The organism is Enhygromyxa salina (assembly GCF_002994635.1).
GTDB lineage: Bacteria > Myxococcota_A > Polyangia > Nannocystales > Nannocystaceae > Plesiocystis > Plesiocystis salina_B.
Genome location: NZ_PVNL01000041.1, coordinates 15,703 through 36,982, shown reverse-complemented (window position 1 = coordinate 36,982; position 21,280 = coordinate 15,703). Strand labels below are relative to the sequence as shown.

Sequence of the window (21,280 nt, the reverse complement as noted above, 5' to 3'; positions counted from 1 at the left end):
CCACGCGCACAGAGCGCTCCCTCAGCCACGCGCACGTCCACGCGCGCAGAGCTTGCCGGTCTCGCAGCGCAGTGCGAGCGTCCCCGCATGCCCAACACCAACCACAAGAAGGGTGACCAAGACCGCGACGTGCGGCGCGCGGAGGAGTCGGACGTCGCCGACAAGGTCCGCGCCGAGGTCGAGGCGATGCACGAGTTCCTGGTGGCCTGGTTCACGGGCGCGGTCGCCAACGACGACGACGTGTTTCAGCGTGGGTTTGCGCGTCGCTTCGACCCCGGCCTCGTGCTGATCCCCCCGGCGGGAAATCTGCTCACGCTCGCGGGGCTGACCAAGGCGATCCGCGGGAGCCACGGCTCGAACCCGGAGTTTCGCATCGCGATCCGAGATGTCGTGCTCCGCCGCGAGCTCCCGGGGCTCGTGCTGGTCACCTACCAGGAGTGGCAGCGCAACGCGAAGGCGTCGACGCCAGCGAACAATGGTCGGGTGTCGACCGCGCTGCTGCGTCCCGAGGCCGTGGCCCCCGGTGGCTTCGCGTGGCTGCACGTGCACGAGTGCTGGCTGCCCAGCGAGATCATGAGCGCGGGTCCCTACGAGTTCTGAGCCCCTACCGGTTCTGAGCCCCTACCGGTTCTGAGCCCGTCGCGTGCCCGCGTGATAACGTGCGTCGATGATGCTTCGCTGCAGGCGAACCCTCCAGTACCCGACCAAAGCCCCGCCCGTGAGCAGCCTGCGGGCGCGCGACATCTGGCCAGCCTTGGCGCTCGGCTTGGCGCTCTCGGGTTGCGCCAAACCGGCCGACGAGGGTCAGGGGGCCGCGAAGGAGCAGCCCGCGAAAGCCAAGCCCGAGTCGGGCGAAGCCCCACCCGCGCAGGCAGAGACCAGCGCCGACGTCCTCACGCTCGGCGCCGCCAAGATCATGCGCGTCGGCCACGAAGACCGGGCGATCGAGCTGCTCGCAACCGGACCCGTGACCCTGGCGGGGACTCCGTTTGGCACGATCTCTCCCGACGGGCAGCTGTTCGACCCCGACGGCGTCTCGATGATGTCCGTGCAGCCCGACGGGTCGGTGATCGCGAGTGACGGCCCCACGGGCATGGTCCTGACTGAGACGGGCGGATCGCTGACGCTGCCCAAGCTGAGCGTGCGGGTGGAGTTCGCAGCTGACGGCGCGATCGCAACGGAGACGTCGGGACCGAACGCCGTGCTGCTTGGCACCGACCCGCCCGCGCTGCGCTCGGAGGGCTGCACCGGTCCGGTCACCAAGACCTGCGCCCTGATCACGCTGAGCTACCTGATGGCGCTCGGCAACCCGGACTCGATCCCCGACGATGCTGCGCCCTAGCCCTAGCCCTAGCCACATCGGGGCAGCCATGTCAGCGACGCCAGATTGAGTGCCCGCTGACTCACTCACAGGCGCCAGCCACGACGACCCCCGACTCCCGCATCCCGACGTCGTCGGGGGTCCACTGATACCGACCCAGCGATTGAAGCGAGAGATCGACATCCAGCGTGCACGGGACCAACAGCTGCCCACCCGCGAGCTCCTGTATCTCGCTGGTCACGAACGACAAGCTCCCAGACGAGCGCAGCGCCGGGGCCGAGTCCGAGTCGTAGGGCGGGTCGATCGGCGGCACGACGAGCTCGCTGGCCACGCACCGCTCGCGCTCCATCAGGCCAAACCGCAGACCGCCATAAACCCAGGGGTTCACGACCTCGACCTCACTCTTGGGGGGGGTCGCGTCATTGGAGCTCAGAAACCGCGCCCACACGCAGGCCTCATGCTGTGGATCCCAGCTCGCGATGACCAGATTACCCACGCCATTGTGAACCCCATATGCCGCGTCGAGATCCAGGTGCTCGCTGGCATAGACGCCCGGCCGTGGGCACCCGACATCGAGGATCGGAAACTCGCGGGCGGAGATCTCATAGGTCTGGCCATCGAACGCCGCGATCGTGAGCTCGAAGCTGATCCGACACGGCACCCTGCTGTCAGCGGCGCCCACGAAGTCCTCGAACTCGACCTGGCCGCGGGCCGTCGTCCCGCCGGTCGTCATGAACCCATTCGTGCAGGCTCGGCCCCCCATGCCCATGCCGTTGGCGGACCACACGACCAGGTCCGCACCTTTGACGCGAACGTCGAGATCCTCGTCGGGCGGATAGGTGGACGCCGGACCACGGAGCGTGACGGCGACGCAGCTATCGGTGAGCGGATCGACGTGGACGATCGAGTAGAGCTGGTCGTCGCCCTCACCGAGCTCGACCACCCGGGTCCAGCCGTCTTGTTCGGCGCCGCAGCCCGTCAGCGTCATTGCCAGTAACATCACGACTGGGCGCAGAGGCTTCACGGGCGCAACCTGGCACGCCATGGGAACCGAGGCAAGCAGATCACTCGGGTGTGGCGGCCCTGTGTTACCGTCACCCCATGGTTCACTCCTTGCTGCGTTACGCGGCTGCGAGCGCGCTCATCCTCGCTCCGTTTGCGCTCTCGGCCTGCCCCGGCGGGGACCCGACGGATCAAGCGCCCACGCCCCCGCTGTGCGGTGACGAGTTTCGCCTCGAGATCCAGCCGCAGCTCTCGCACTCCAGGAACGTCGACATCCTGTTCGTGATCGACAACACCGCGACGATGGCCCAGGCCCAGGTCCTGCTCAACGACGCAATCGCCGAGCTGTTCACCAGGCTCGACGCCGCGCAGGCCAACTACCGGATTGCGTTCACGACCACCGACAGCGGCAACCCCTGGTGTCCGCCGGGCGCGACGACCCCAGAGGCCGGCAACTTCGTGCTGAGCTCGTGCACGACCAGGCTCGACGAATTCAGCAACGCGGCGCTCGACCTCGACGTCCGCGATCTGGCCTGCAGTGACCAGTGCTCGCTGCTCAGCGACGACCTGGCGATCTCCCCCACGACCACCGCGGTCGACGACACGCCCGCGCCGCGCCGCTGGATCGAGCGCGTCGAGGGGGTCAGCAATCTGCCGTCGACGACCGATCCGGTCGACGCGTTTCGGTGCTTCGCCCCGCAGGGGATCAACGGCTGCGGCTTCGAGTCCCCGCTCGAGTCCATGTACCTGGCCCTGATCCGCGCCCAGACCCCCGACGAGCCTGGTAACTATGGCTTCATGCGGGCGGACGCCGTGTTGGCCGTGGTCGTGCTCAGCGATGAGGCCGATTGCTCCTACAACAAGTCATTCGCCGAGATCTTCGAGCAAGACGGCAACAAGGTGTTCTGGTCGGACCCGGCCGCGCAGTTTCCGAGCTCGGCGGTGTGCTGGAACGCCGGGGTCAGCTGCACGGGGGACCCCAGCGGCTACGACGGCTGCGAGCCGACCAACAAGGACATCAACGGTGAGATCTCGAGCGACTCACAAGCCGTGCTGCATCCGCTCAGCCGCTACGTCGGATTGCTCAAAGGGCTCGAGCAACAAAAGCAGGAGCTCGACGCCGAGAACGAGCTGATCCTGGCCGTGATCGGCGGCGTCGAGGGTGCGGGTGAAAATTGGTCCGTCAATTACGCCGAGGCCAGCGACGCCGAATACCAGCTCGACTATGGGATCGGGCCCGGCTGTACCGGCGCCGACGGACAGGCAGCTGTGCCCCCGGTCCGCATGCGCGCGCTCGCCGAGGCGATCGATCCGCTGGGTCTGTACTCGATCTGCGACGACGATTTTTCGGCGACGCTCGCCGATCTCGGCGAGCGCATCACCGCTCAGTTCGAGCCGATTTGCTTCAATCGCTGCGTCGCCGATGCCGACCTCTCCACCCCCCAGCTCGAGCCCAGCTGCGTCATCGAGCAAGATCCCCCCGGCAACGACGACACCGAGCGCGTGCAGGCATGTGAGCGCGCCGCCGACGGGAGCTACGTGATCGACCCCGACACCCAGACCTATCAGCTCCCCGCCGGGGTCGACGTCTGTTACGTGTCACTCGTCGATCCCGACGGAAGCCAGACCGCCGACCCCAACGACAACCTGAGCGACGAGTGCGCGGATCAACATGTCAATCTCGAGTTTGTGCTCGTTCGTCGGCATGGCGTCCCCACACCCGACGGCACACGGATCTCGGCAAGCTGCGAGCTCTCGGATTGCGCCGATCTCGACTGCCCGCTCATCGGCTCATGAGCCCGCTCAGGTAATCGGCGTCACCAACCGCCCGAGGTCGAGCCCGGCGAGCTCGACGCGAACCACCTGCCCAGGCGAGAGCGCCGCCACCCCGGCCGGCGTGCCCGTGAAGATGAGATCTCCGGGCTCGAGCGTCATCCCCTCCGACAGGTGCTCGATCAGCGCGGGGATCGAGAAGATCATGTCGGCCACCCACCCTCGCTGCACGGGCACGTCGTCGAGATACCCGAGGATCTCGAGCTCGCTGACCGGCAGCGACCAGCCCGGCGCGACCAGCCGCATGAACGGTGAGACCGGCCCGAACCCATCGAGACCCTTGGCCCGCGTCCACTGCTTGTCACGATGCTGAAGATCCCGGCACGACACGTCGTTGCCGAGCAGGTACCCGGCGACATGCTGCCACGCGTCGGCGGCCGCGACCGCGCGCGCTCGCTGGCCGACCACCACGACCAGCTCGGCCTCCATGTCGATCCGCTCGTACCCACGCGGCAGCGCCAGCGCGTCGCCGGACACGATCAGGCAAGACGGCGCCTTCAAGAAGCACAGCGGCGTCGTCGGGACCTCGTTGCCGAGCTCGTGCGCGTGGGCTCGATAGTTGCGCCCGATCCCGAACACCTTCTGCGGCGAGCAAGGTGGGAGCAGCCGCAGCCCGACCAGCGTGCGCGCCGGACCGAGGGCGTCGGCCTCACCCGCGAGCGTGGCTGGATCGCTCGCGTCGGCGCTCGCGTGACCAAAGGGATCCGCGATCGGCTCCCACGCCGTGCTCGGCCCCGGCGCCTCGCCGCTGGTCCGACACCGCCACGATCCCTCGGGCGTCCGCGCGAGCCACAGCGCGGCCTGGGTCCCCCTCACTGGACCACGCTCAGGAACATGGTTGGCGTGGCCTTGGCGATCCCACACACGACCGTGTACTCGTACTCGCTCGTCTTGCCCTTGATCGTCAGGTAGCCCTGCGGCGTCGTGGTGGGCTCGGGCAGCTCCGAGATCGACTCGCCCAGCTTGGTCTTGGCGGCCTCCAGGCACTGCGCAGGGGTGGTCCCGGCGGTCAGCTCGAGCACGATCATCGTCGCGGACTGGCCGGTCGGCAGCGGGCTCGAGCGCTCGTCTTGCCGAATGACCTTGGCGTGCTCGAACGCATCCACGCTGAACCAGGCCGGCAGGGGTCCAGGCGCCGCAGGCTCGAGGCTGCTGAAGCCGTCGTTCGCCTCGGGCTCGGGCGCGGCCACGGGCTCGGGCTTGTCTGCAGGCGCCGGCTCGGCCTCGGTCTTCGTTGCCGTGTTCGTTGCCGTCTTCGCGGCCGTGTCCGCCGCGCCGCTGGGCCCCGGACACCCCGCGAGCGTCAGCACCACCCCCACACTGAAACCAGTCCGCTTCCCAAGCTGAACCAGTCCCCGAACGCGGTCCGCAAGCGGGCGAGAAGTCTCGCCCGAGCTGAAAACAGTTTCTCGCGTTGCCCTGAGCATCGCCCGAGATAGTAGGTGCTTCCGCGCGTCCAGCCGAGTCCGACCCGAGCGCCTGATCCCTGCTCAGTGGCTGCGAATGCAGCGAGCCATCAGCGGCTCGTCATCGGCGGCTTCGACGGGGCCCCACTCGGCCGTCTCCGTGTCCACGTAGGTCTGCTCGATCGCGCCGTCGGCCGCCCAGAACGGCCCGGGCCCGCCAAACCACAGCGCCACCGCCCGGACCTCCTCGAGCGTCGGCAGCCGCCACCCGTTGCCACCCTCGGGCAGCTCCTCGGGATCCCCGGGCGCCCGCAGCACACTGCAAAACCGGATCGCCTCTTCGCGGTTCACGACCTCCGCGACCGCCAGGAACATGTCGAAGTCGCCCTGCTGGCGATACAGCGGCAGCGGCACCGCGGGCACGGGCACCGTCAGGCTCGGCTGGTCCGGCTCGAGGTCGGCCGCGCAGCGAAACCCCAGCCGCGGGTGCTGAGCGATCGCGCGATCGCCCTCGAAGTTGCTGGTTGGCATGGTCACGATCGCCTGCCCCGGCGCGATCTGCCAGGCGCCCGCCCGCGCGCCCGTGCGCCCGCCCTTGACCACGTAGCGCTGGCCCAGCTCGCAGGCCTCGCCGCCGCACAAGCCCTGCTTCCAGGCCGCCCACGCGCGCGCCAGCGGCCCGGTCGGCAGCCGGAACGTCCCGCCCAGGTAGCGCGAGAGGTTGGCGTCGTCCTCGTACGCGTCCGCGACCCACTCGATCGCGTTGCCGCCGAACCCCTTGAGCCCAAAGTAGCTGATGTCGAGCGGATCGTACCCGACCGGCCCGAGCGCGAGCCCAAGCTCGTCGCGGAATTCGTGGCCCCACGGGTAGATCCAGCCTTCCGGTCCGCGCGCCGCGTACTCCCACTCGGCCTCGGTCGGCAGCCGAGCGCCGCGCCACTCGCAGTAGGCCTGGGCCTGATCGTGGCTCACGCAGGTCTGCGGAAACGCGCCGAGATCCGCGGTGCCGATCTGCGCCTCGGTGGGGCTGCCGTCGGTGCCGTCGAGGCACTGCGGCAGCGTGCAGGTCCCGTCCTCCACGCACTGGGCGTAGGCCTGCCGCGAGATCTCGTAGCCGTCGATCCAGTAGCTGGGGAGGTTGTCCTGAAACAGCGGCTGGCCGGCGTGTTGGGCATAGGCGCGCGCGCGCGTGGGCCCGGCGTCGTAGCGCGAGGGGATGTCGCCGCGCATGAACGCGCCCGCGGGGATCTGGACCATCCCGCCAAATTCGTGCTCACGGGTGACCAGCCGAACGCAGCTGCCCTCGGCATCGATGCCGCGACCGCGACCGCACTCGTCGGCGCTCGCCACTGCCTCGGGTGTGTCGGTCTCGATCTCTGGGCCCGCGTAGGGCACACCAACCGGGAACTGGTGGGGCTCGTCGTAGTAGGCGTGGCGCTGCTCCGGCCCGCCGTCCTGCGGCGCGCAGCCGATCGAGGTGGGCAGACATGCCAGGCACGCGAGGGAGACGAGGGTGACGCGGGTCGAAGTCATGGCTCGAAGCGGTTGCGCGGCGCCGCGCGTGGCGGGCCTGTCAGCGAGGAGATGACCATGCCGAGCACGTCGCCGACAAGCCCGGCGGGAGATCTCCAGCGCGAGCGGGTTGATCGCCGCTGCGAGGGCACCCGCGGGCCTGGGCATGATCCGACCGGGCGACGCGCGTAGGTGGTCGCCCGCGCGTGCCAACCCAGTTGGCGCGCTACTGCGGGACGATGTTGAGGTCCTGGCCGCCCGGGTACCAGTAGCTGGTGTACTGGCCGTAGCCGTAGACTTGGACGCCGAACTCGCTGTTGCCGTCGAGCTCGTGGTTGCCGTCGCCCTGGTTGGACAGCACCACGCGCGCGACCGAGTAGCCGGTGGCCCCGATCGCCGTCCAGTTGTTGACCGCGACACCGTCGACCGTGATCTCAGCGCCGTCCGGCGCGACGATGTTGGCCAGGCTGTTCGTGTAGTTGGTCGGCGCGTGGATCAGATAGTTGGTCCGGTACTGCTCGACCGGGACCGCCAGCGTCATCGCCGGATCGCCCTTGTTGCCGCCCGCGGCCTGACCCTGCATGTACTCGGACACCAGGATCTTCTCGTCCGAGCTGATCCGGAAGTCTTGCGAGTTCGCGGCGATCGTGAGCACGTCGCCAGCGTTGGCGAGCATGGTCGGCGCGCCGTTGACCGCTGGCGTGTAGGTGACCGTGGTGTTCGGCGCCGTCGCAATCACGCGAATCATGCGGGCCTTGGTGGAGTTGGGCGGGTTAATCAGCGGGACCGTGACGTAGTACTCCTTGCCGACCGCTTCGAGCGGCGGCACCGAGGCCTCGATGTGGTCGCAAAAGCCCGTGTTCTCGGGGATGTACACGCAGCTGTGACCGCCGATCACCTGGACCGGCTTGGTCGCGCTCACCAGCGTGCCCGAGGGATCCGAGTACGAGGCACCGTTTTGGTTGGCGTTGGCCGTGAACACGATCAGCACGTCGCTGGAGTCGAGCGTCACGTTGCCCGTGCCGTTGGCCTGCACGCCAGCGCCAGCCTTGACCCACTGACCGGTCGCCGACGGCCCGAGCGTGATCTCGGTGTCGTCGTTGGCCGCGACCACGGCGTAGAACGCCGACCAGTTTGGCGCCGAGCTGAAGTGGTTCCACCCGACCACGCGGACTTCGTCGCGCCAGGTGTTGTACGGCAGCAGCAAGCTCGCGTCATTGGTGTACGAGAACTGGTTGTTGGCGGTGTATTGCAGCGGGTTGTACTGGTACACCGTGACCGGCTCGGTCGAGCGAAGTCGGTAGGCGCCGTCGGTCACGATCTTGCTGACCCCGCTGTTGTTGCCGCCCGTGCGCAGCTGGTCGACCCACGGCAAGGTGATGATCTGCACGCTGTTGGCCGCGACCATGGTCTGCGAGATCTGGTTCTGACCGCGGGTCACCGTCACGTTCGCGTCGACGTTTGTCGTGTTGGCGACCGCGACCGCGAAGCTGAAGCTGTTGAAGTTCTCCAGCAGCGGATTGGGCGTAATCGTTGGATAGTAGTCGCAGCCGATGTAGCTGGACCCGAGCGTATCCGGGTCACAGTTGCCGCCGCACTCGCCGTCCCCGGGATCGCAGATGATGCCCTGCAGGCTGTCGCACTCGTCCATGGTGTGACCCATGCCGTCGGGGTCGCAGGAGAACGCCATGTCGCCGTCGCAGTAGCCGGTGCCCGGGAGACACAGTACGCAGCCGCCGAGATCTGCCGAGCACTCGTCGGCGCAGGGGACCTCTTCGCTGAACCCACCCATGCCGTCACAGGTCTTGGCGATGCCGTCCTCGCAGATGATCTCTCCGTCGGCGCAGAGCCCATCGCCGTCGCCGTCCCCGTCGCCATCACCGTCGCCGTCGCCGTCACCCGGATCCCCGTCACCGTCCCCTGGATCCCCGTCACCGTCCCCCGGATCCCCGTCACCGTCACCGTCACCGTCACCCATGCTCTCACCCGCGCTCTCGTCCGCGCTCTCGCCCGAGGTGGTTCCGGCAGTGGAGGTGAGCGAGTCGAGCGAGTCAGCACTCGACGAGACGTCATCTCCACCGCAAGCGCCAATCAAGAGCGCGCTGACGACGAACAGCGAACGGGAGTAGGACTCATCACGGAGCTTCATGGTTCCAACGCTATCAGAAACCGGATGGGACGGATCCGTCAGTTGATCCTGGTGGCCAGGACCATGCGGCGTGCCGCTCTACCCGAGCGCGCCCGCGCCCGCCCGGGCGGGTGCGGGCGCTCCAGGACCCATCGTTTGCTCACGCAGCGGTCCTCAACGCTCGAAGGGCTCGAGCAGCGCCGCGCTCGGGCGTCGACTCGGCGCTGCTGTTCCGAGTGTTGGGCGCGACGCTCAACTGGTGGTTGTTTTCGAGCGCACGGCGGTCGAGGACGCGACGCTGGCAACGCTGATCGATCTGCTGTTCGAGCCCGACCCGGTCAAGCCAGCCGCGACCAAGACGCGGCACCGTGCCAGCGCGCGATCAAGACGCGGCGCCGTGCCAGCGCGCGCCGCTCATCGTGAACCCAACGCGACCTGCGAACAACCAAGCCTCGACCAGACGCGCAGCGGCTGCAGCGGGCGAAGTGCAGTGCCGATCTGGGGTCATAACGAGCCCCCTACCAGGGGGCCACACATGCCCATGCGTACAGCTCGCCCCGAGGAGCGAAGCGACCAGACGCGCCAGCGGCTGCAGTCGGCGAAGTGCAGCGCCGATCTGGGGGTCATGATATCGGAGTCATATACTCGCCGCTGTGGCGCCCACTTCCTCTCCACTGTGGACTCTCGCGGCTCAGCTCGGTTGCGAGTGGCCGCATCTGCGGGCGGCTCAGAGCGCCTCGCGTGTCGAGCACGACCGGCTCGTCTCGGTGTTGGCGTCAGCGGTTCCGCAGGACACCTCATTTGTCGCGTTCGGCTCGCTCGCGCGTGGCGAGCTGACGTCCGGCAGTGACCTCGACTGGACCTTGTTGCTCGATGGCCCCACCGACAAGGATCACCACAAGGTCGTGAAAAACCTCTACACCCGGCTCGAAGACGCCAGCGTCAAGGCGCCCGGCCCATCGGGCGTGTTTGGCAGCATGGTCTCGAGCTATCCGATCCTGCATCAGATCGGCGGCCAAGACGACACCAACCGCAACACCACCCAGCGGATCTTGTTGCTGCTCGAGTCTACGGCGATCGGCCGATCCGAGGCGCACGAGCGGGTCTTGCGGCTCGTGATCGAGCGCTACGTCGAGGACGATCGCGGGCTGCTCTACAGCCGCGCGACGAACCTCGTCCCGCGGGTCTTGCTCAACGACATCGCCCGCTATTGGCGGACCGTCACGATCGACTTTGTCGACAAGCAAAAGCACCGCAGCGACGGCTGGGCGCTGCGCAATGTGAAGCTTCGTCTGTCGCGCAAGCTGATCTACATCAGCGGGCTGCTGACCTGCTTCTCGCTCGAGCTGCACGCCGACAAGGCCACGCTGATCGGCGCCGACGACCGCCCGGACCCCGCGCGGCTGGTCGACTTCATGCTCGGGCGGGTCCGCTGCCGCCCGCTCGACACGCTCGCCGCGGTCTGCCTGCGGCCAGGCGTGCAGCCGGCCACGGCGCGCGCGCTGTTCGACAGCTACGACGCGTTCCTCGGGGTGCTCGACGACGCTGATCGGCGTGATCATCTGCGTGGGTTGAGCGTCGACGACCTCGGCAAATCAGAGGTATTTCGTGACGTCTCGCGGCTCGCCCGGCGATTCCAGGACGACGGCGTGCATCGGCTCTTCTTCGAGGAAGACGCCGCGCTGCGCGATCTAATTACTCGCTATGGTGTGTTCTAATCCATCACATCACTCGTCGCGGCCACACCCGTCAAAAGCTCGTAGGCAGATCCCAAGTCGACAGCGGCATGTCGCCAACGATGTACTTCGCCGGCGCCCACCACAGCTTTCCGTCCGGGCTCACCGTCACACGCCCGAGCGCGGGCATCACGCCAAAGTCGGTCACCTCGGCGCTGAACGGATCGACCGCGACGATCGAGAGATCCGACAGCGAGGCATAGACCAACCCAGAGAAGCTGTCGTGACTCAATGTCGTGATCCCGGACTCGAAGTCCATCACCGGAGTCGCCTCATTCAGCGCGGTGTTGAACCGCAGCAATTCCCCGGTATCGAGGGCGATCAACAGATGCACGGAGGTGAGCGGCGCCGCTGCCGTGACCCGGGACTCGAACATGGTCAAGAACTCCTGGGTCTGCTGGTCGAGGTCCGCGGTGTCCAAATTTCCGTTGGCCTCCGAGTTGCCAACGTACAGGCGCAGATCATCTCCCCAGGTCAGCCCCATCGGCCCCGCATCGGCCGCGATGTTGCCAAATGGTCCGTTCATGCCTTCGGTGGGCATGCCGGGCAGCACGATCGGCAGCGGCACCATCGCGCCTTCAATCAGCCGCGCGACGCCCTGCGGCGGATCGACGAAGCAGCCGCAGGTCGGGCAGCAGGTGTAGGTGATCGCAACCTCACCGAGCATGTCCCCGCCGTCGGTCATGGGCGGACCGGCCGGACTACGAATGTCGCCGACCAGCGGCGCGGCCGGGTACTGGGGATTGAGGGCCTTGAGCACCTTGACCTCACCCATGTCGAGGTTGGAGACGCCGTCCCACTGGGTCAGCGTCGCGTCCACGGTCATCCGCCGCACGTAGTCGGTGCCGCTGCGCAGCGTGACCATCCACGCGGTGCAGTCATCGGCAAACTCGAGGTCGAAGATGTCGGTTGCGAACGGGCCGTTGAGATCGGCCTCGCTGGCTGGGGTGCAGGGGATCGGACGATCGCACACGCAGCTGTCGCCCCAGCACTGGTCACCCTCGCAGGCCACGGCGTTGCACGGCGCGATCGGGATGCACCCGCCCTGGTCGTCGCAGACCGAGCCCGGCCCGCAGTTGAAATTGCCGCAGGCTGTCGCGTCGCCAGCGAGGGTGCAGGGCGCGTCTGGATCCACGCACTCGCCCGAGATCACGTCACAGACGAAGTCGGGCTCGCAAGCCTCGGGGTCGGGCTGACAGCCGTCGCCGTCGCCGTCGCCCGGATCACCGTCTCCATCACCATCTCCGGGATCGCCATCGCCATCGCCATCTCCGGATTCGCCATCGCCATCGCCATCGCCATCGCCCGTGCTGTTGGTCTCACCGCTCTCACTGAGATCGCCATCGCCGTCGCCGGTGGTCTCGAACGGGCTCGAGGTCGCGTCGGCGACCCCGTCGTCGTTGCAGGCGAGCACGAGGAGCGAACACGAGGTCAGAAGCGACAGGGTCAGGGTAGCGGAGCGCATCGGCGGACCTTACCAGCTTGCGGCGGGAACACCCCCGACGCCGTCGTGATAGCGTCCCGCGATGACCGAGTGGGACCAAGCCAGGAGCGTGGAGGCTTTTCTCACGGATCTCACGCAGCATCGTGGAATCGATGTTGCATATGTTCCTCCGTATCGCGCCTTGGTCACGGCCTTTTTGAGCCAACCAGCCGGGCGTCCGCTCGACCAACTCGGGGTCGAGGATGTCGAGGCCTTCGTCGCCGCCCGCGTCACACTTGGTGAGTCGGACAATCGGACCAGGGCCGCACGAACCGCCGCGACCGCGTTTGTCCAGTTTGTGCGCTCGGGGGGCCTGATCCCCGTCACACCTGCACCCCCACAGTCTCGCCCAGCCCACCCGGCTCCCGAACTGCAGCGGACTGCTGCCCAGCCAAACGCGCCGGCCCACGTCACCATGCGCGACGATCTGAGCCGGGTGCTATCGACCGATGCGATGGTCTCCGCGGTCGCCCTGACGCTGCCGCTGCTGCTCATGTTCCTAGGTGCCTTGCTCGGGCTCGTTGGCCTCATCGTGCACTACGCCGCCCTCGCCGGGGCATTTTTCGTGATACTCGATCACTGCGCAGAGGGCCGCCCCGGCTTGCCACATGGACTGGGCGACAATCTGTTCCGTAGCTTTGGTCGCGGTCTCATGGTCACGCTGGTGGGTCTGCTGCCGCCGGTCCTGGCCGCATACTATCTGGGCACGTGGGGCCTGGTCCTCGCAGCCGCGATATTGGGTGTGATGTTGGTGCCCGCGGCGGCGCTCGCCGTGTATGCGAGTCAATCCGGGCTGGCCGCGATCGCACCTCATTTGTGGTTACGGATCGTCGCGCGAATCCCCATGGAGTATTTGAAGGTCGCGGCCCTCTACGTCGCGCTCCTGGTCGGCATGGCGTGTTGGAACGCGACGGCCGGCGTCTGGCTCGGCCTGCTCGGGGCGTTCATCCGGGGGCCAGTCGGCTGTTTGTTCGTGTTTGCCATGGCCACATCGCTCGGGGGTGTCGTCTATCGCAACCGCGCCGACCTTGGGATGTGAGGAAGTTGGGATGAACCAGGGTCGTCCACTCACAGCTCGAAGCGCTCGAGCAGCGCTGCGCTCGGGCGCGGCCCCGTCAGCGAGAACCCCACCATGGCGACCACGTTGACGACCAGCCCGATCAGCCCGATCTCCAGCTCGAGCGGGTTGATCATCGCCGCCACCCCAGGCGCAACCTTCTGGATCACGAACAGCGTGAAGATCGTCCCCAACCCGGCGATCAGCCCCGCGCGCGCACCGACCCCGTTCGCGCGCCGCCAGTACAGCCCCAACATCACGACCGGCAGGAACTGCAGCGGCACCGCGTAGGCCAACAGCAACAGATCCACCACCGAGGTCCCGCCCGCGCTGCCCAGCATCAACCAGCTGACCAGCGCCAGCACCACCACGACCACCCGCATCGCTCGGGTCTGCGCGTGGTCGAGGTCACGCAGGCTCTGATGCTGGCCGCCACGCAGCCGGGCCAGCAGCCCGCGCACCCGCGGGCGCGACTCGAGCGGCAGCAGCACGTCGCGGACCATGATCGATCCACCCGCGTGCAGCAGCGCGTCGCCGGTCGACATCGACGCCGCCAGGATCGCAAACGCCAGGAACGCAAACAGCACCGGGTGCGCCGCCTCGCCGGAGACCAGGTCGACCAGCCACAGCAGCACCGAGTCGTCGGTCGGGCCGCCTGCGAGCAGCGCGACGTAGCCCAGGAACAACAGCGGCAAGATGAAGAACAAGAAGGTCGGATAGAACACGACCGAGAGCTGCACGAGCCGGGCGCTGCGGGCCGTGAAGCACTTCATGAACATGTGCGGCCACATTGCGAAGCCCAGGATCGACATGATGATCTCGGAGCTGTAGCGCGCGATCGGGGTCTTGCCCTCGGGGCCGGGCAGCGTGAGGTACTCGGGGTGCTCGGCGACCACGCGATCGAACATCGCGCCCACGGACCCGTACAGCTTGGTCGGCAGCCACAGCCCGATCACCCACACGGCGATCAGCATCACCACGCCCTGGATCACGTTGGTCCAGCCGACCCCACGCACGCCGCCGGCGAGCACGTAGACCAGCACCACCGCGTAGACCAGCCCCGCGCCGAGCTGCTCGGGCCAGCCGGTCACCGCGTGCATGACCACGCCCGCGCCCTTGAGCTGGATCACCAGGTACGGCACGAACGCGAGCAAAGTCGCGCTGCCCATCAGCACGCTCACGCTCGGGCTCTCGAACCGCGCGGCGAACAGCTCGGCCTGGGTCACGAAGCCCTCGCGGGCGCCGATCCGCCGGACCCGCGCACCATAGAAGAACAGCGGGACCAACCCGACCGCGCCGAACGCGAGCACGTAGAACGCGTCCGAGCCCTTGGCGATCACCCGCTGCGGCGTGCCGAGCAGCGCGTACGCCGAGAAGATCGTGGCCCCGACCACGAAGTACATGACCACGGGACCAAACGCGCGCTCGCCCGCGACGAAGTCGTCGGTCCCGCCCTTGCCCTTGCGCCCGGCCAGCACGCCCACGACCAGCGCGACGGCGAGGTAGCCAAACACGATCCCGGCGGCGAGCGGCTTCATGACGCCACCCCTTCCTGATCAACCTGCTCGAGCTCGACCGCCTGATCCGCCTCGTCCGCATCGATCAGGCGCAGGCCATACAGCAGCGCCAGCACCCCAAAGTTGGACAGGATCACGCCCAACACCCAGATCAGCGAGAACGGCAGCCCGAACACGCGCGGCTCGATGCGGTTGCCCAAACACGGGTAGATCGGCCAGACCAGCGCGGCCGCGGACAGAGCAAAGTAGAGCACCGACAGACGCAGCGCCCACTTCGAGCGGGATGTGGTCACCGCGCCACGCTAACCTCACACGCGGCTGGCCGGCAAAGTTCGCCTGCGCAGTGGGTCCTGCGCGTCCGAGAATGCGGGCTTGGGTTGCGCGAGCAGAAAGGACAGGCATGTTGTCAGGGTGTCTGCCTCGCGGGTGACAAGTACATCCCGGCTCGTTCGGCGCAGCTCGCAGGCGGTGCGGCGCGTGGTCGGGATGGACACCGAGGTCCGCCTGCGTGAGTGGACGGTGTGGATCTCCCAGCTCGATCCCAACCACGACGGTCTGCGGATCGGCCACGTCAGCGACGTTCACGTTGGCATCGTCACGCCCGATCAGCGGATCCGCAACGCGGTCGAGCTGCTCGCCTCGACGACGCCGGATCTGTGTCTTCTCACGGGTGACTTCGCCAGTCGTCGGCCGGCCCCGCTCGCTCGACTCGGCAGGTTACTCACGGGCCTTCCGGTCGACAGCACATATTTCGTGCTGGGGAACCACGACCATTTGGTCGACGCCGGTCAGGTCACGCGTGAGCTCGAAGGCATCGGCTACACGCATCTCGACAACCGCCACCACACGCTGAATTTACGTGGTGCGCCGCTGCACCTGATCGGTTTTGACGATCCCGTGACCCGTCGCCATCGCCCGGCGGAGGCCATCCGTGGCGTCCCCGAGCTCGGCACCCGCGTGCTCTTGGCCCACCAAGCCGAGAGCGTGGGCGAGCTGCTCGAGCTCGGACAACACGTGGATCTGTGTGTCAGCGGCCATACGCACGGCGGCCAGATCTATGTGCCAGGCATGACGGACGCCGTGATGGCGCGGCACGGACTTCGGCACCTGAGGGGCCTGTGTCGCTACGATCAGGACGGTCCATGGCTCCACGTCACGCATGGCGTTGGCGCGGCCGTCAGTCCGCTGCGTGTCGCGTCACGGCCCGAGGTCGGGCTCCTAACCTTACGGCGTGACCGCTCCGGCGTCAGGTTTCGAGGTTGATCATTGGCTGGCTCAGCTCGATTGGTGGCTCGTTTGGTCTGTAACCCCAACAATCGGTTTCACGTAGTCCGCGATGGCGAGTGATCGTCGGCGTGGATATTCGTGCCGACCTCTCTCGCACGCTTCGCATCCACGCTCTCCGGCAAGGTCTCCGGCTCCACTGGCGCCGATATAATTTTGGGCCATGCTCTGGAGGGTCTGCGAAAAGCCCGCATTTCCCAGGAGGGTAACCCATGAGTCTTCTAGCCAATATCGATCACCTCGCCATTGCAGCCGGCATCGAGGCTGTTGTCGTCGAAGCGACATCGCGCGAATACCGCGGCGACCAGAACTGGCATCCGGTCCTCGATGGCGCGCTCGATCTTTTCAAACGCACCGAGGAAAAGAGCATTCGGCTCGTCGTCGGTTCGCACACCATCGTGGTCCAGCGTGAGGGTGGTGAAGCCGTCGGGGTCGTGCTGCCCACTGGCCACGCAATCGCCAAGTCCCTGCGTCGCATGATCCGTCGCATGGCTCGTAAAAATCGGGGGCCCATCGCCAAGCCCAACAAGCCCGAGCAAGCGAGCCCCACGACCAGTCCAGCGGCGGGTAGCCCCGCCACGACACCGCCAGGCCCAGGCACGAGCCAGGCCACACCTCCAGGTGTCGGCCAGTCCACGCCGCCAAGCGGTGGCCAGCTCAGCGTGCCACCTGCGGCCAAGCCACCCGAGGAAAACAAGGCGAACAGCGCATCGCCCCAGCAGGGTCAGGGCCCGCAAAATACGGACCGCGGCAGTTTTACCGGCTACTGAGCTCGTCGGCTGAATCGCTCGAGCGCCAGCTTGCTGTGGCCCTCGAGCGTGAGGTCGGCGACCGCCAACCCGACCACGGGCGCGAACTTGAACCCGTGACCCGAGAACCCCGTGGCGATCACGACCCGGCTGTCGCTCGGGTGTTGGTCGATCCAGAAGTGCTCGGTGGTCGTGCTGGCGTACAGGCAGGTGACCGTGGCCGTGATCTCGCCCGCGTCTGGTCGGTATCGGGCCAAGAACGCGCGCAATGGTTGCAGGTCCAGGTCGCCGACGGTTCGGTCGACGTGCTCGGGATCGACGGGTTCATACATGAACGCCAGCTCGGGATCGCTCGAGGTGTGGCACGCGAGCTTGAACCCGCTGATGCCCTCGTCGTTGTCGGGAAACCCGTAAAAGAAGCCTTCTGGCACGAACGCCGCCCAGACTGGCAGCGCGCGCATGCCCGGGCGCAAGTGCTCGGCCGCGCGGGTCCACGCCTGGACCCGACGCAGCACTTGCAGCCGCTCCACCGGCTTGGTCGAGTCGAGCGTGGGCCCGAGCAGCTGCGCCGACCCAGCTCCCGCCGCGACCACGATCTGATCAGCCGCGACGCAGGTGCCATCATTCAGCAGCACCCGCGGTCGAGCGCCGCCCAGGATCAGCTCGCGGACGTGGGTCTGGTAGCGCAGCGTGGCGCCGTGGGCCTCGGCCTCGGCCCGCAGCGCGCTCAGGCACGGGGCCACGCGCAAATAGCCGCTGTCTGGTGACAGGCACGCGGGCCAGTCACTCGGGACTCGAAACCCGAACCGGGCTCGCGCCGTCGCGGCGTCGAACAGCTCATGCCGGATCTCGTGCTCGCCCAGCGCCGCGACGGCGGCCATGAACGCTGGATCGTCGCTGGCCCCGAACTCGAGCAGACCACAGCGAACCAGCAGCTGCTCACCCACGCGCTGACCCAGGCTGGTCCACTCGTGGTCGGCGCGGCTGACCAGCGCGACGTAGTCGGAGCCCTCGTGATAGGCGTGGCGAATCACCCGGGTGTGCCCGCTGTGACTGCCGTGGGCGTGGATGTGGCCGTGGCGCTCGAACAGCTCGACCTGCGCGCCACGCCGCGCCAGCGCCCACGCGGTGGCGAGGCCCATGGTCCCGCCGCCGATGACCGCGATCTTGGGCCCTGTGTTCGGACCTGTGTTCGGCCCTGGGTTCGGACCTGGGCGCCCGCTCACTCGTCGTGGCCCCCGACGAAGCCGTAGTAGCTCGCGTCACCGAGCTTGGGCAGCGCCGCCTCGCGCAACAACAGCGTGCGCACGGCCCAGACGTCACGAAACACGCGGTACTGCAGCGCGGTCTGATCGAGGTACTCGACGCCCGCCGAGCCGCCCGTGCCCGTGCGCCGCCCGATCACGCGCTCGACCATGCGTGCGTGTCGCTGACGGAACACCAAGAACGCCTGCTCGAGCGCGACGATCGAGTCCAGGATCTCGCGCGGCCAGGCCAGCAGCGGCAGCTCGCGGTAGCTCTCGATGAACAGCAGCGAGGCCCGAATCCGCGAGCGCCTGCCGCGTTGCTCGTCGCTCGCGCCTTCGATGTCCTCGGCCAGCAAGAACGCCCGCGCGCTCGCGATCTCACGCGCATAGCGAGCGTCGAGCCGCTCGCGGTCGGCCTCGGTCATCGCGTCTGTCACGGCCTGCTTGCGGCCCCGCTCGATCTCCTGCACGTGGGCCTGCAAGAACGCCTCGATGGTCTCGCGGACGTGCTCGGCGTCGTTGGGGTCATCGGGCAGCGAGCCGTGGATGGGTGTGCGGTGCAGCCAGTCGTCGAGCGCGACCCGCAGGCTGGGGCGATCCTCGAGCCGCGCACGGACCCGCAGCGAGGCCGGCGACTCGCTGCCGTCGGGATACTGCAGCGCGCGCAGGTACGACTCGTGGCCCAGCGGGATCCGCTCGCTGGCCTCGAGCCCCATCAAGATCTCGATCTCTCGCAGCTGCGCCGACTGAAACCCGCTGGCCGGCGCCAGCTTGTCACGAAACGCCAGGTAGTCGCGGGTCGTGAGCGTCTCCATCAGCTCGAAGTGCGTCGTGATCTGCTTGAACAGCAGCACGGTGCGTCGCAGGCCCCGAACCGCGCTCGACAGCGACTGCTCGGCGACGTGGTGGGCCGCGAACAGATCTCGGATCGACACGAGCTCACGCAGCGCGAGCTTGAACCACAGCTCGTCGATCTGGTGGATCGTGATGAACATGACCTCGTCGTTGGTCTGATCATCTTCGTGCTCGCCCAGACCCTTCTGGAGCGCGAGCAGCTGCTCGACCTGAATGTAGTCCCAGTAGGTCGTGGGCTTGGCGGCCATGACCTCAGAACGCTGCCACGCGAGCGGGCGCTGTGCGAGCCTGTCCCGCGGTTGGAGTATGTGGGGGCTCACGCTGCGTCGCGGGGGAGTGACCCGCGCTTGCAGGTTCGCACCACCATTGCCGCAAAATTCACCCGGCGCGCGTCGAGACCTGACGCTCAGTCGCGCACGTAGATCGGGTTGGCGTAGATCCACACGAACGACTGCTCGGCGAGCTGCTGGTAGTCGTCGCCCAACCACGCGAGCAGGTGCCGGGGCAGGATCCGAACCTCGGCGCGGTAGGCCCCGGGCTCGACCACATCGAGCTCGAGCGAGGGCACGGATCCCTCGGGGCCCGCGACCGCGCCGACCTCTTGCCAGCCGTCCACCTCGGCCTTCAGCAGGCGCAGCTCGAGCTCGGGGACCGCGGTCGCGGGGTCGCGGGCGATCACGGTCGGCGCCTCGACCCGCAGCGTCAGCGGGCCGTCGGCCAGCGAGGGCTCGCCGCCGATCTCGAGCACGTCGCCGTTTTGTTCGCCGCGGTAGTCGAAGCCCTCGGGCAGACCCAGGAGCTCGAACACACCAAACAGGCGGCCCGCGTCCAAAGCGTCGTGCAGCTGCGCCGGCCCGAACGCATCTGGGGTGTTCGCGCGGGGATCGGGCTCGACCAGCAGGTGGTTCGAGAACCACTTCATGATGCGTTCGTAGCTGTCGATCCGCTGGCCGTCCGCGAGCTCCTGCGGAAACGTGTTGCGGTGGCAGTCGGAGCCCATGGTCGTCAGCTTGCGCTCGCCCGACGCCAACACGCTGGCCCACGTGTCGATATAGACAGGATCCTCGCTGAGCAGCGCCAGCAGCACCAGCTCGGGGTGCGGGATCACCTCGGGCTGCCCCATCTTGGACAGCAAGGTGCCGACCGCGACAATGTTCAAGAACAGGTTCGCGTGGATGTTGTACATCTCGAACCCGTCGAGCGGCAGCTCGGTCAGCTCTTGCACGCTCCACTCTTCGGTGTGGGCGACGAGCGTGACCGCGCCCGCGTCGGACAGCGCCATGATCCCCGCGGGCGAGCTGTCGCCGAGCATCACCTCGCGCTCGGCCTCGGTCGCGGCCACGTGGGCGGGCAGACCGATCGGCATGGTCGCGGCCTCGCTGCCGGCTTGCAGCAGCGCCGACACGAACGGCGCGCTGCCGCTGTTGCCAACGTCGAATGTGTCGCAGCCGGCCCAGTTGGCGATCGGGTCGCCGCCGTCGTCAACGAGCGAGTCACCGAAGCGAGCCCGGTACAGCAAGGTCTCCGGGTACTCGACGCTGGTGAAGCTGCTGGGGTGGTCGGTCAGGAACACGAAGTCGTGGCGTGAGCGACACAGACCCTCGCGAAAGTCGCGGTCGCACTGTCCGTCGAAGTTGCCCTGGTCGTCCTTGGGTTCGTCGTCGCAGGCGTCGTGAGAGTGGACCGAGTGAGCGTGGATCAGCCCGCGGCGATCGAGCAGGCCGCGGGCGTTGGGCTCGCGCGCGGTCGGCAGCATCTTGCCCGGGCTCCAGTAGCCCCAGGCGTCACCGTCACCGTCGCCGTCTCCGGGATCGCCATCGCCATCCCCGTCGCCATCGCCATCGCCATCCCCATCCCCATCGCCATCGCCCGAGCTGGCTTCGCTCTCGCTCGACTCACCCGGTCCATCGGCGGTCGAGTTGTCCGCGCAGGCGAGCGCGAGCACGGCGGCGATGCTGAGGGGGATCGAGGACCAGCGCGAACAAGCCATGCCCCGAGTGTACGCAACCTCCGAGCGCTTGGCTGGCCCACACGCGGGACACTGCCCACGGCCCGCCCACGGGCCACCCGGCCCGCACGCGGGCCACCCGAACATTCGAGATCAACCGCAAGCACCCAAGATCACAGCGATCTGCATCCGGCACGCCGGT

General features: G+C 67.8%; 18 protein-coding genes. 7 read left to right on the top strand and 11 right to left on the bottom strand.

Annotated elements, in window-relative coordinates; translation table 11 throughout:
- Positions 1-87: 87 nt before the first annotated feature.
- On the top strand, positions 88-600 hold the full coding sequence (locus ENSA7_RS08745) for a hypothetical protein (RefSeq protein WP_106088761.1): 513 nt from the start codon (positions 88-90) through the stop codon (positions 598-600).
- Between the two features lie 118 nt (positions 601-718).
- A complete protein-coding gene (locus ENSA7_RS08740) occupies positions 719-1,342 on the top strand; it encodes a hypothetical protein (RefSeq protein WP_146157487.1) in 624 nt (207 codons plus the stop codon).
- 61 nt (positions 1,343-1,403) lie between these two features.
- Here the strand turns inward: ENSA7_RS08740 and ENSA7_RS08735 are convergent, their stop codons facing one another.
- Positions 1,404-2,345 carry a hypothetical protein gene (locus tag ENSA7_RS08735; RefSeq protein ID WP_181233495.1) on the bottom strand — a complete coding sequence of 314 codons (942 nt, stop codon included), beginning with the start codon at positions 2,343-2,345 and terminating at the stop codon, positions 1,404-1,406.
- Positions 2,346-2,422: 77 nt separating this feature from the next.
- Between ENSA7_RS08735 and ENSA7_RS08730 the strand changes: the two genes are divergently transcribed.
- Positions 2,423-4,120, top strand: coding sequence for a hypothetical protein (locus ENSA7_RS08730; RefSeq protein ID WP_106088758.1), 1,698 nt, complete (start codon positions 2,423-2,425; stop codon positions 4,118-4,120).
- Positions 4,121-4,126: 6 nt separating this feature from the next.
- Here ENSA7_RS08730 and ENSA7_RS43405 read toward each other — a convergent pair whose 3' ends face one another.
- From ENSA7_RS43405 to ENSA7_RS08710, 4 genes are all read right to left on the bottom strand, one after another.
- Positions 4,127-4,972 carry a fumarylacetoacetate hydrolase family protein gene (locus tag ENSA7_RS43405; protein WP_181233493.1) on the bottom strand — a complete coding sequence of 282 codons (846 nt, stop codon included), beginning with the start codon at positions 4,970-4,972 and terminating at the stop codon, positions 4,127-4,129.
- The gene (locus tag ENSA7_RS43400; RefSeq protein WP_181233491.1) at positions 4,969-5,466 is read right to left on the bottom strand and encodes a hypothetical protein; all 498 of its coding nucleotides are present in this window, start codon (positions 5,464-5,466) and stop codon (positions 4,969-4,971) included. Before ENSA7_RS43400 ends, ENSA7_RS43405 begins: the two co-directional genes overlap by 4 nt.
- A gap of 180 nt (positions 5,467-5,646) precedes the next feature.
- Positions 5,647-7,095 (bottom strand): formylglycine-generating enzyme family protein, encoded by a 1,449-nt coding sequence (locus tag ENSA7_RS08715; RefSeq protein ID WP_181233489.1) that lies wholly within the window; start codon positions 7,093-7,095, stop codon positions 5,647-5,649.
- A 205-nt stretch (positions 7,096-7,300) separates the two neighbouring features.
- Positions 7,301-9,223, bottom strand: coding sequence for an IgGFc-binding protein (locus tag ENSA7_RS08710; RefSeq protein WP_181233487.1), 1,923 nt, complete (start codon positions 9,221-9,223; stop codon positions 7,301-7,303).
- Between the two features lie 746 nt (positions 9,224-9,969).
- On the opposite strand from ENSA7_RS08710, the gene ENSA7_RS08695 reads away from it, so the two are divergent.
- The gene (locus ENSA7_RS08695; RefSeq protein WP_181233485.1) at positions 9,970-10,920 is read left to right on the top strand and encodes a nucleotidyltransferase domain-containing protein; all 951 of its coding nucleotides are present in this window, start codon (positions 9,970-9,972) and stop codon (positions 10,918-10,920) included.
- A gap of 31 nt (positions 10,921-10,951) precedes the next feature.
- Here the strand turns inward: ENSA7_RS08695 and ENSA7_RS08690 are convergent, their stop codons facing one another.
- The gene (locus ENSA7_RS08690) at positions 10,952-12,403 is read right to left on the bottom strand and encodes a hypothetical protein (protein WP_146157484.1); all 1,452 of its coding nucleotides are present in this window, start codon (positions 12,401-12,403) and stop codon (positions 10,952-10,954) included.
- 61 nt (positions 12,404-12,464) lie between these two features.
- On the opposite strand from ENSA7_RS08690, the gene ENSA7_RS08685 reads away from it, so the two are divergent.
- Positions 12,465-13,460 carry a hypothetical protein gene (locus tag ENSA7_RS08685; protein ID WP_106088752.1) on the top strand — a complete coding sequence of 332 codons (996 nt, stop codon included), beginning with the start codon at positions 12,465-12,467 and terminating at the stop codon, positions 13,458-13,460.
- 29 nt (positions 13,461-13,489) lie between these two features.
- Here ENSA7_RS08685 and ENSA7_RS08680 read toward each other — a convergent pair whose 3' ends face one another.
- Positions 13,490-15,016: a sodium:solute symporter family protein gene (locus tag ENSA7_RS08680; protein WP_106088751.1), complete on the bottom strand. Its 1,527-nt coding sequence runs from the start codon at positions 15,014-15,016 to the stop codon at positions 13,490-13,492.
- Positions 15,013-15,288, bottom strand: coding sequence for a hypothetical protein (locus ENSA7_RS08675; protein WP_146157483.1), 276 nt, complete (start codon positions 15,286-15,288; stop codon positions 15,013-15,015). Before ENSA7_RS08675 ends, ENSA7_RS08680 begins: the two co-directional genes overlap by 4 nt.
- A gap of 133 nt (positions 15,289-15,421) precedes the next feature.
- On the opposite strand from ENSA7_RS08675, the gene ENSA7_RS08670 reads away from it, so the two are divergent.
- Both ENSA7_RS08670 and ENSA7_RS42145 read left to right on the top strand, forming a co-directional pair.
- On the top strand, positions 15,422-16,258 hold the full coding sequence (locus tag ENSA7_RS08670) for a metallophosphoesterase (protein ID WP_146157482.1): 837 nt from the start codon (positions 15,422-15,424) through the stop codon (positions 16,256-16,258).
- Between the two features lie 233 nt (positions 16,259-16,491).
- The gene (locus ENSA7_RS42145) at positions 16,492-17,049 is read left to right on the top strand and encodes a hypothetical protein (RefSeq protein WP_146157481.1); all 558 of its coding nucleotides are present in this window, start codon (positions 16,492-16,494) and stop codon (positions 17,047-17,049) included.
- On the opposite strand, the gene solA is transcribed toward ENSA7_RS42145, so the two are convergent.
- The 3 genes from solA to ENSA7_RS08650 form a co-directional block, all read right to left on the bottom strand.
- A complete protein-coding gene (solA, locus tag ENSA7_RS08660; RefSeq protein WP_280523987.1) occupies positions 17,043-18,254 on the bottom strand; it encodes an N-methyl-L-tryptophan oxidase in 1,212 nt (403 codons plus the stop codon). The two genes, ENSA7_RS42145 and solA, sit on opposite strands and share 7 nt — an antisense overlap.
- Positions 18,251-19,378, bottom strand: a complete 1,128-nt coding sequence (locus ENSA7_RS08655; protein ID WP_106088746.1) for a tryptophan 2,3-dioxygenase family protein — start codon at positions 19,376-19,378, stop codon at positions 18,251-18,253. The genes solA and ENSA7_RS08655 overlap by 4 nt, the downstream gene beginning before the upstream one ends.
- A 158-nt stretch (positions 19,379-19,536) precedes the next feature.
- Positions 19,537-21,120 carry a hypothetical protein gene (locus ENSA7_RS08650; protein WP_106088745.1) on the bottom strand — a complete coding sequence of 528 codons (1,584 nt, stop codon included), beginning with the start codon at positions 21,118-21,120 and terminating at the stop codon, positions 19,537-19,539.
- Between the last annotated feature and the right edge of the window lie 160 nt (positions 21,121-21,280).

What these genes read in the sequence shown, in the direction of transcription:
- ENSA7_RS08745 (WP_106088761.1), top strand. Translation starts at nt 88, where the DNA reads ATGCCCAACACCAACCACAAGAAGGGTGACCAAGACCGCGACGTGCGG.
- ENSA7_RS08730 (WP_106088758.1), top strand. Translation starts at nt 2,423, where the DNA reads ATGGTTCACTCCTTGCTGCGTTACGCGGCTGCGAGCGCGCTCATCCTC.
- ENSA7_RS08715 (WP_181233489.1), bottom strand. Translation starts at nt 7,095, where the DNA reads ATGACTTCGACCCGCGTCACCCTCGTCTCCCTCGCGTGCCTGGCATGT.
- ENSA7_RS08710 (WP_181233487.1), bottom strand. Translation starts at nt 9,223, where the DNA reads ATGAAGCTCCGTGATGAGTCCTACTCCCGTTCGCTGTTCGTCGTCAGC.
- ENSA7_RS08690 (WP_146157484.1), bottom strand. Translation starts at nt 12,403, where the DNA reads ATGCGCTCCGCTACCCTGACCCTGTCGCTTCTGACCTCGTGTTCGCTC.
- ENSA7_RS08685 (WP_106088752.1), top strand. Translation starts at nt 12,465, where the DNA reads ATGACCGAGTGGGACCAAGCCAGGAGCGTGGAGGCTTTTCTCACGGAT.
- ENSA7_RS08680 (WP_106088751.1), bottom strand. Translation starts at nt 15,016, where the DNA reads ATGAAGCCGCTCGCCGCCGGGATCGTGTTTGGCTACCTCGCCGTCGCG.
- ENSA7_RS42145 (WP_146157481.1), top strand. Translation starts at nt 16,492, where the DNA reads ATGAGTCTTCTAGCCAATATCGATCACCTCGCCATTGCAGCCGGCATC.
- ENSA7_RS08655 (WP_106088746.1), bottom strand. Translation starts at nt 19,378, where the DNA reads ATGGCCGCCAAGCCCACGACCTACTGGGACTACATTCAGGTCGAGCAG.
- ENSA7_RS08650 (WP_106088745.1), bottom strand. Translation starts at nt 21,120, where the DNA reads ATGGCTTGTTCGCGCTGGTCCTCGATCCCCCTCAGCATCGCCGCCGTG.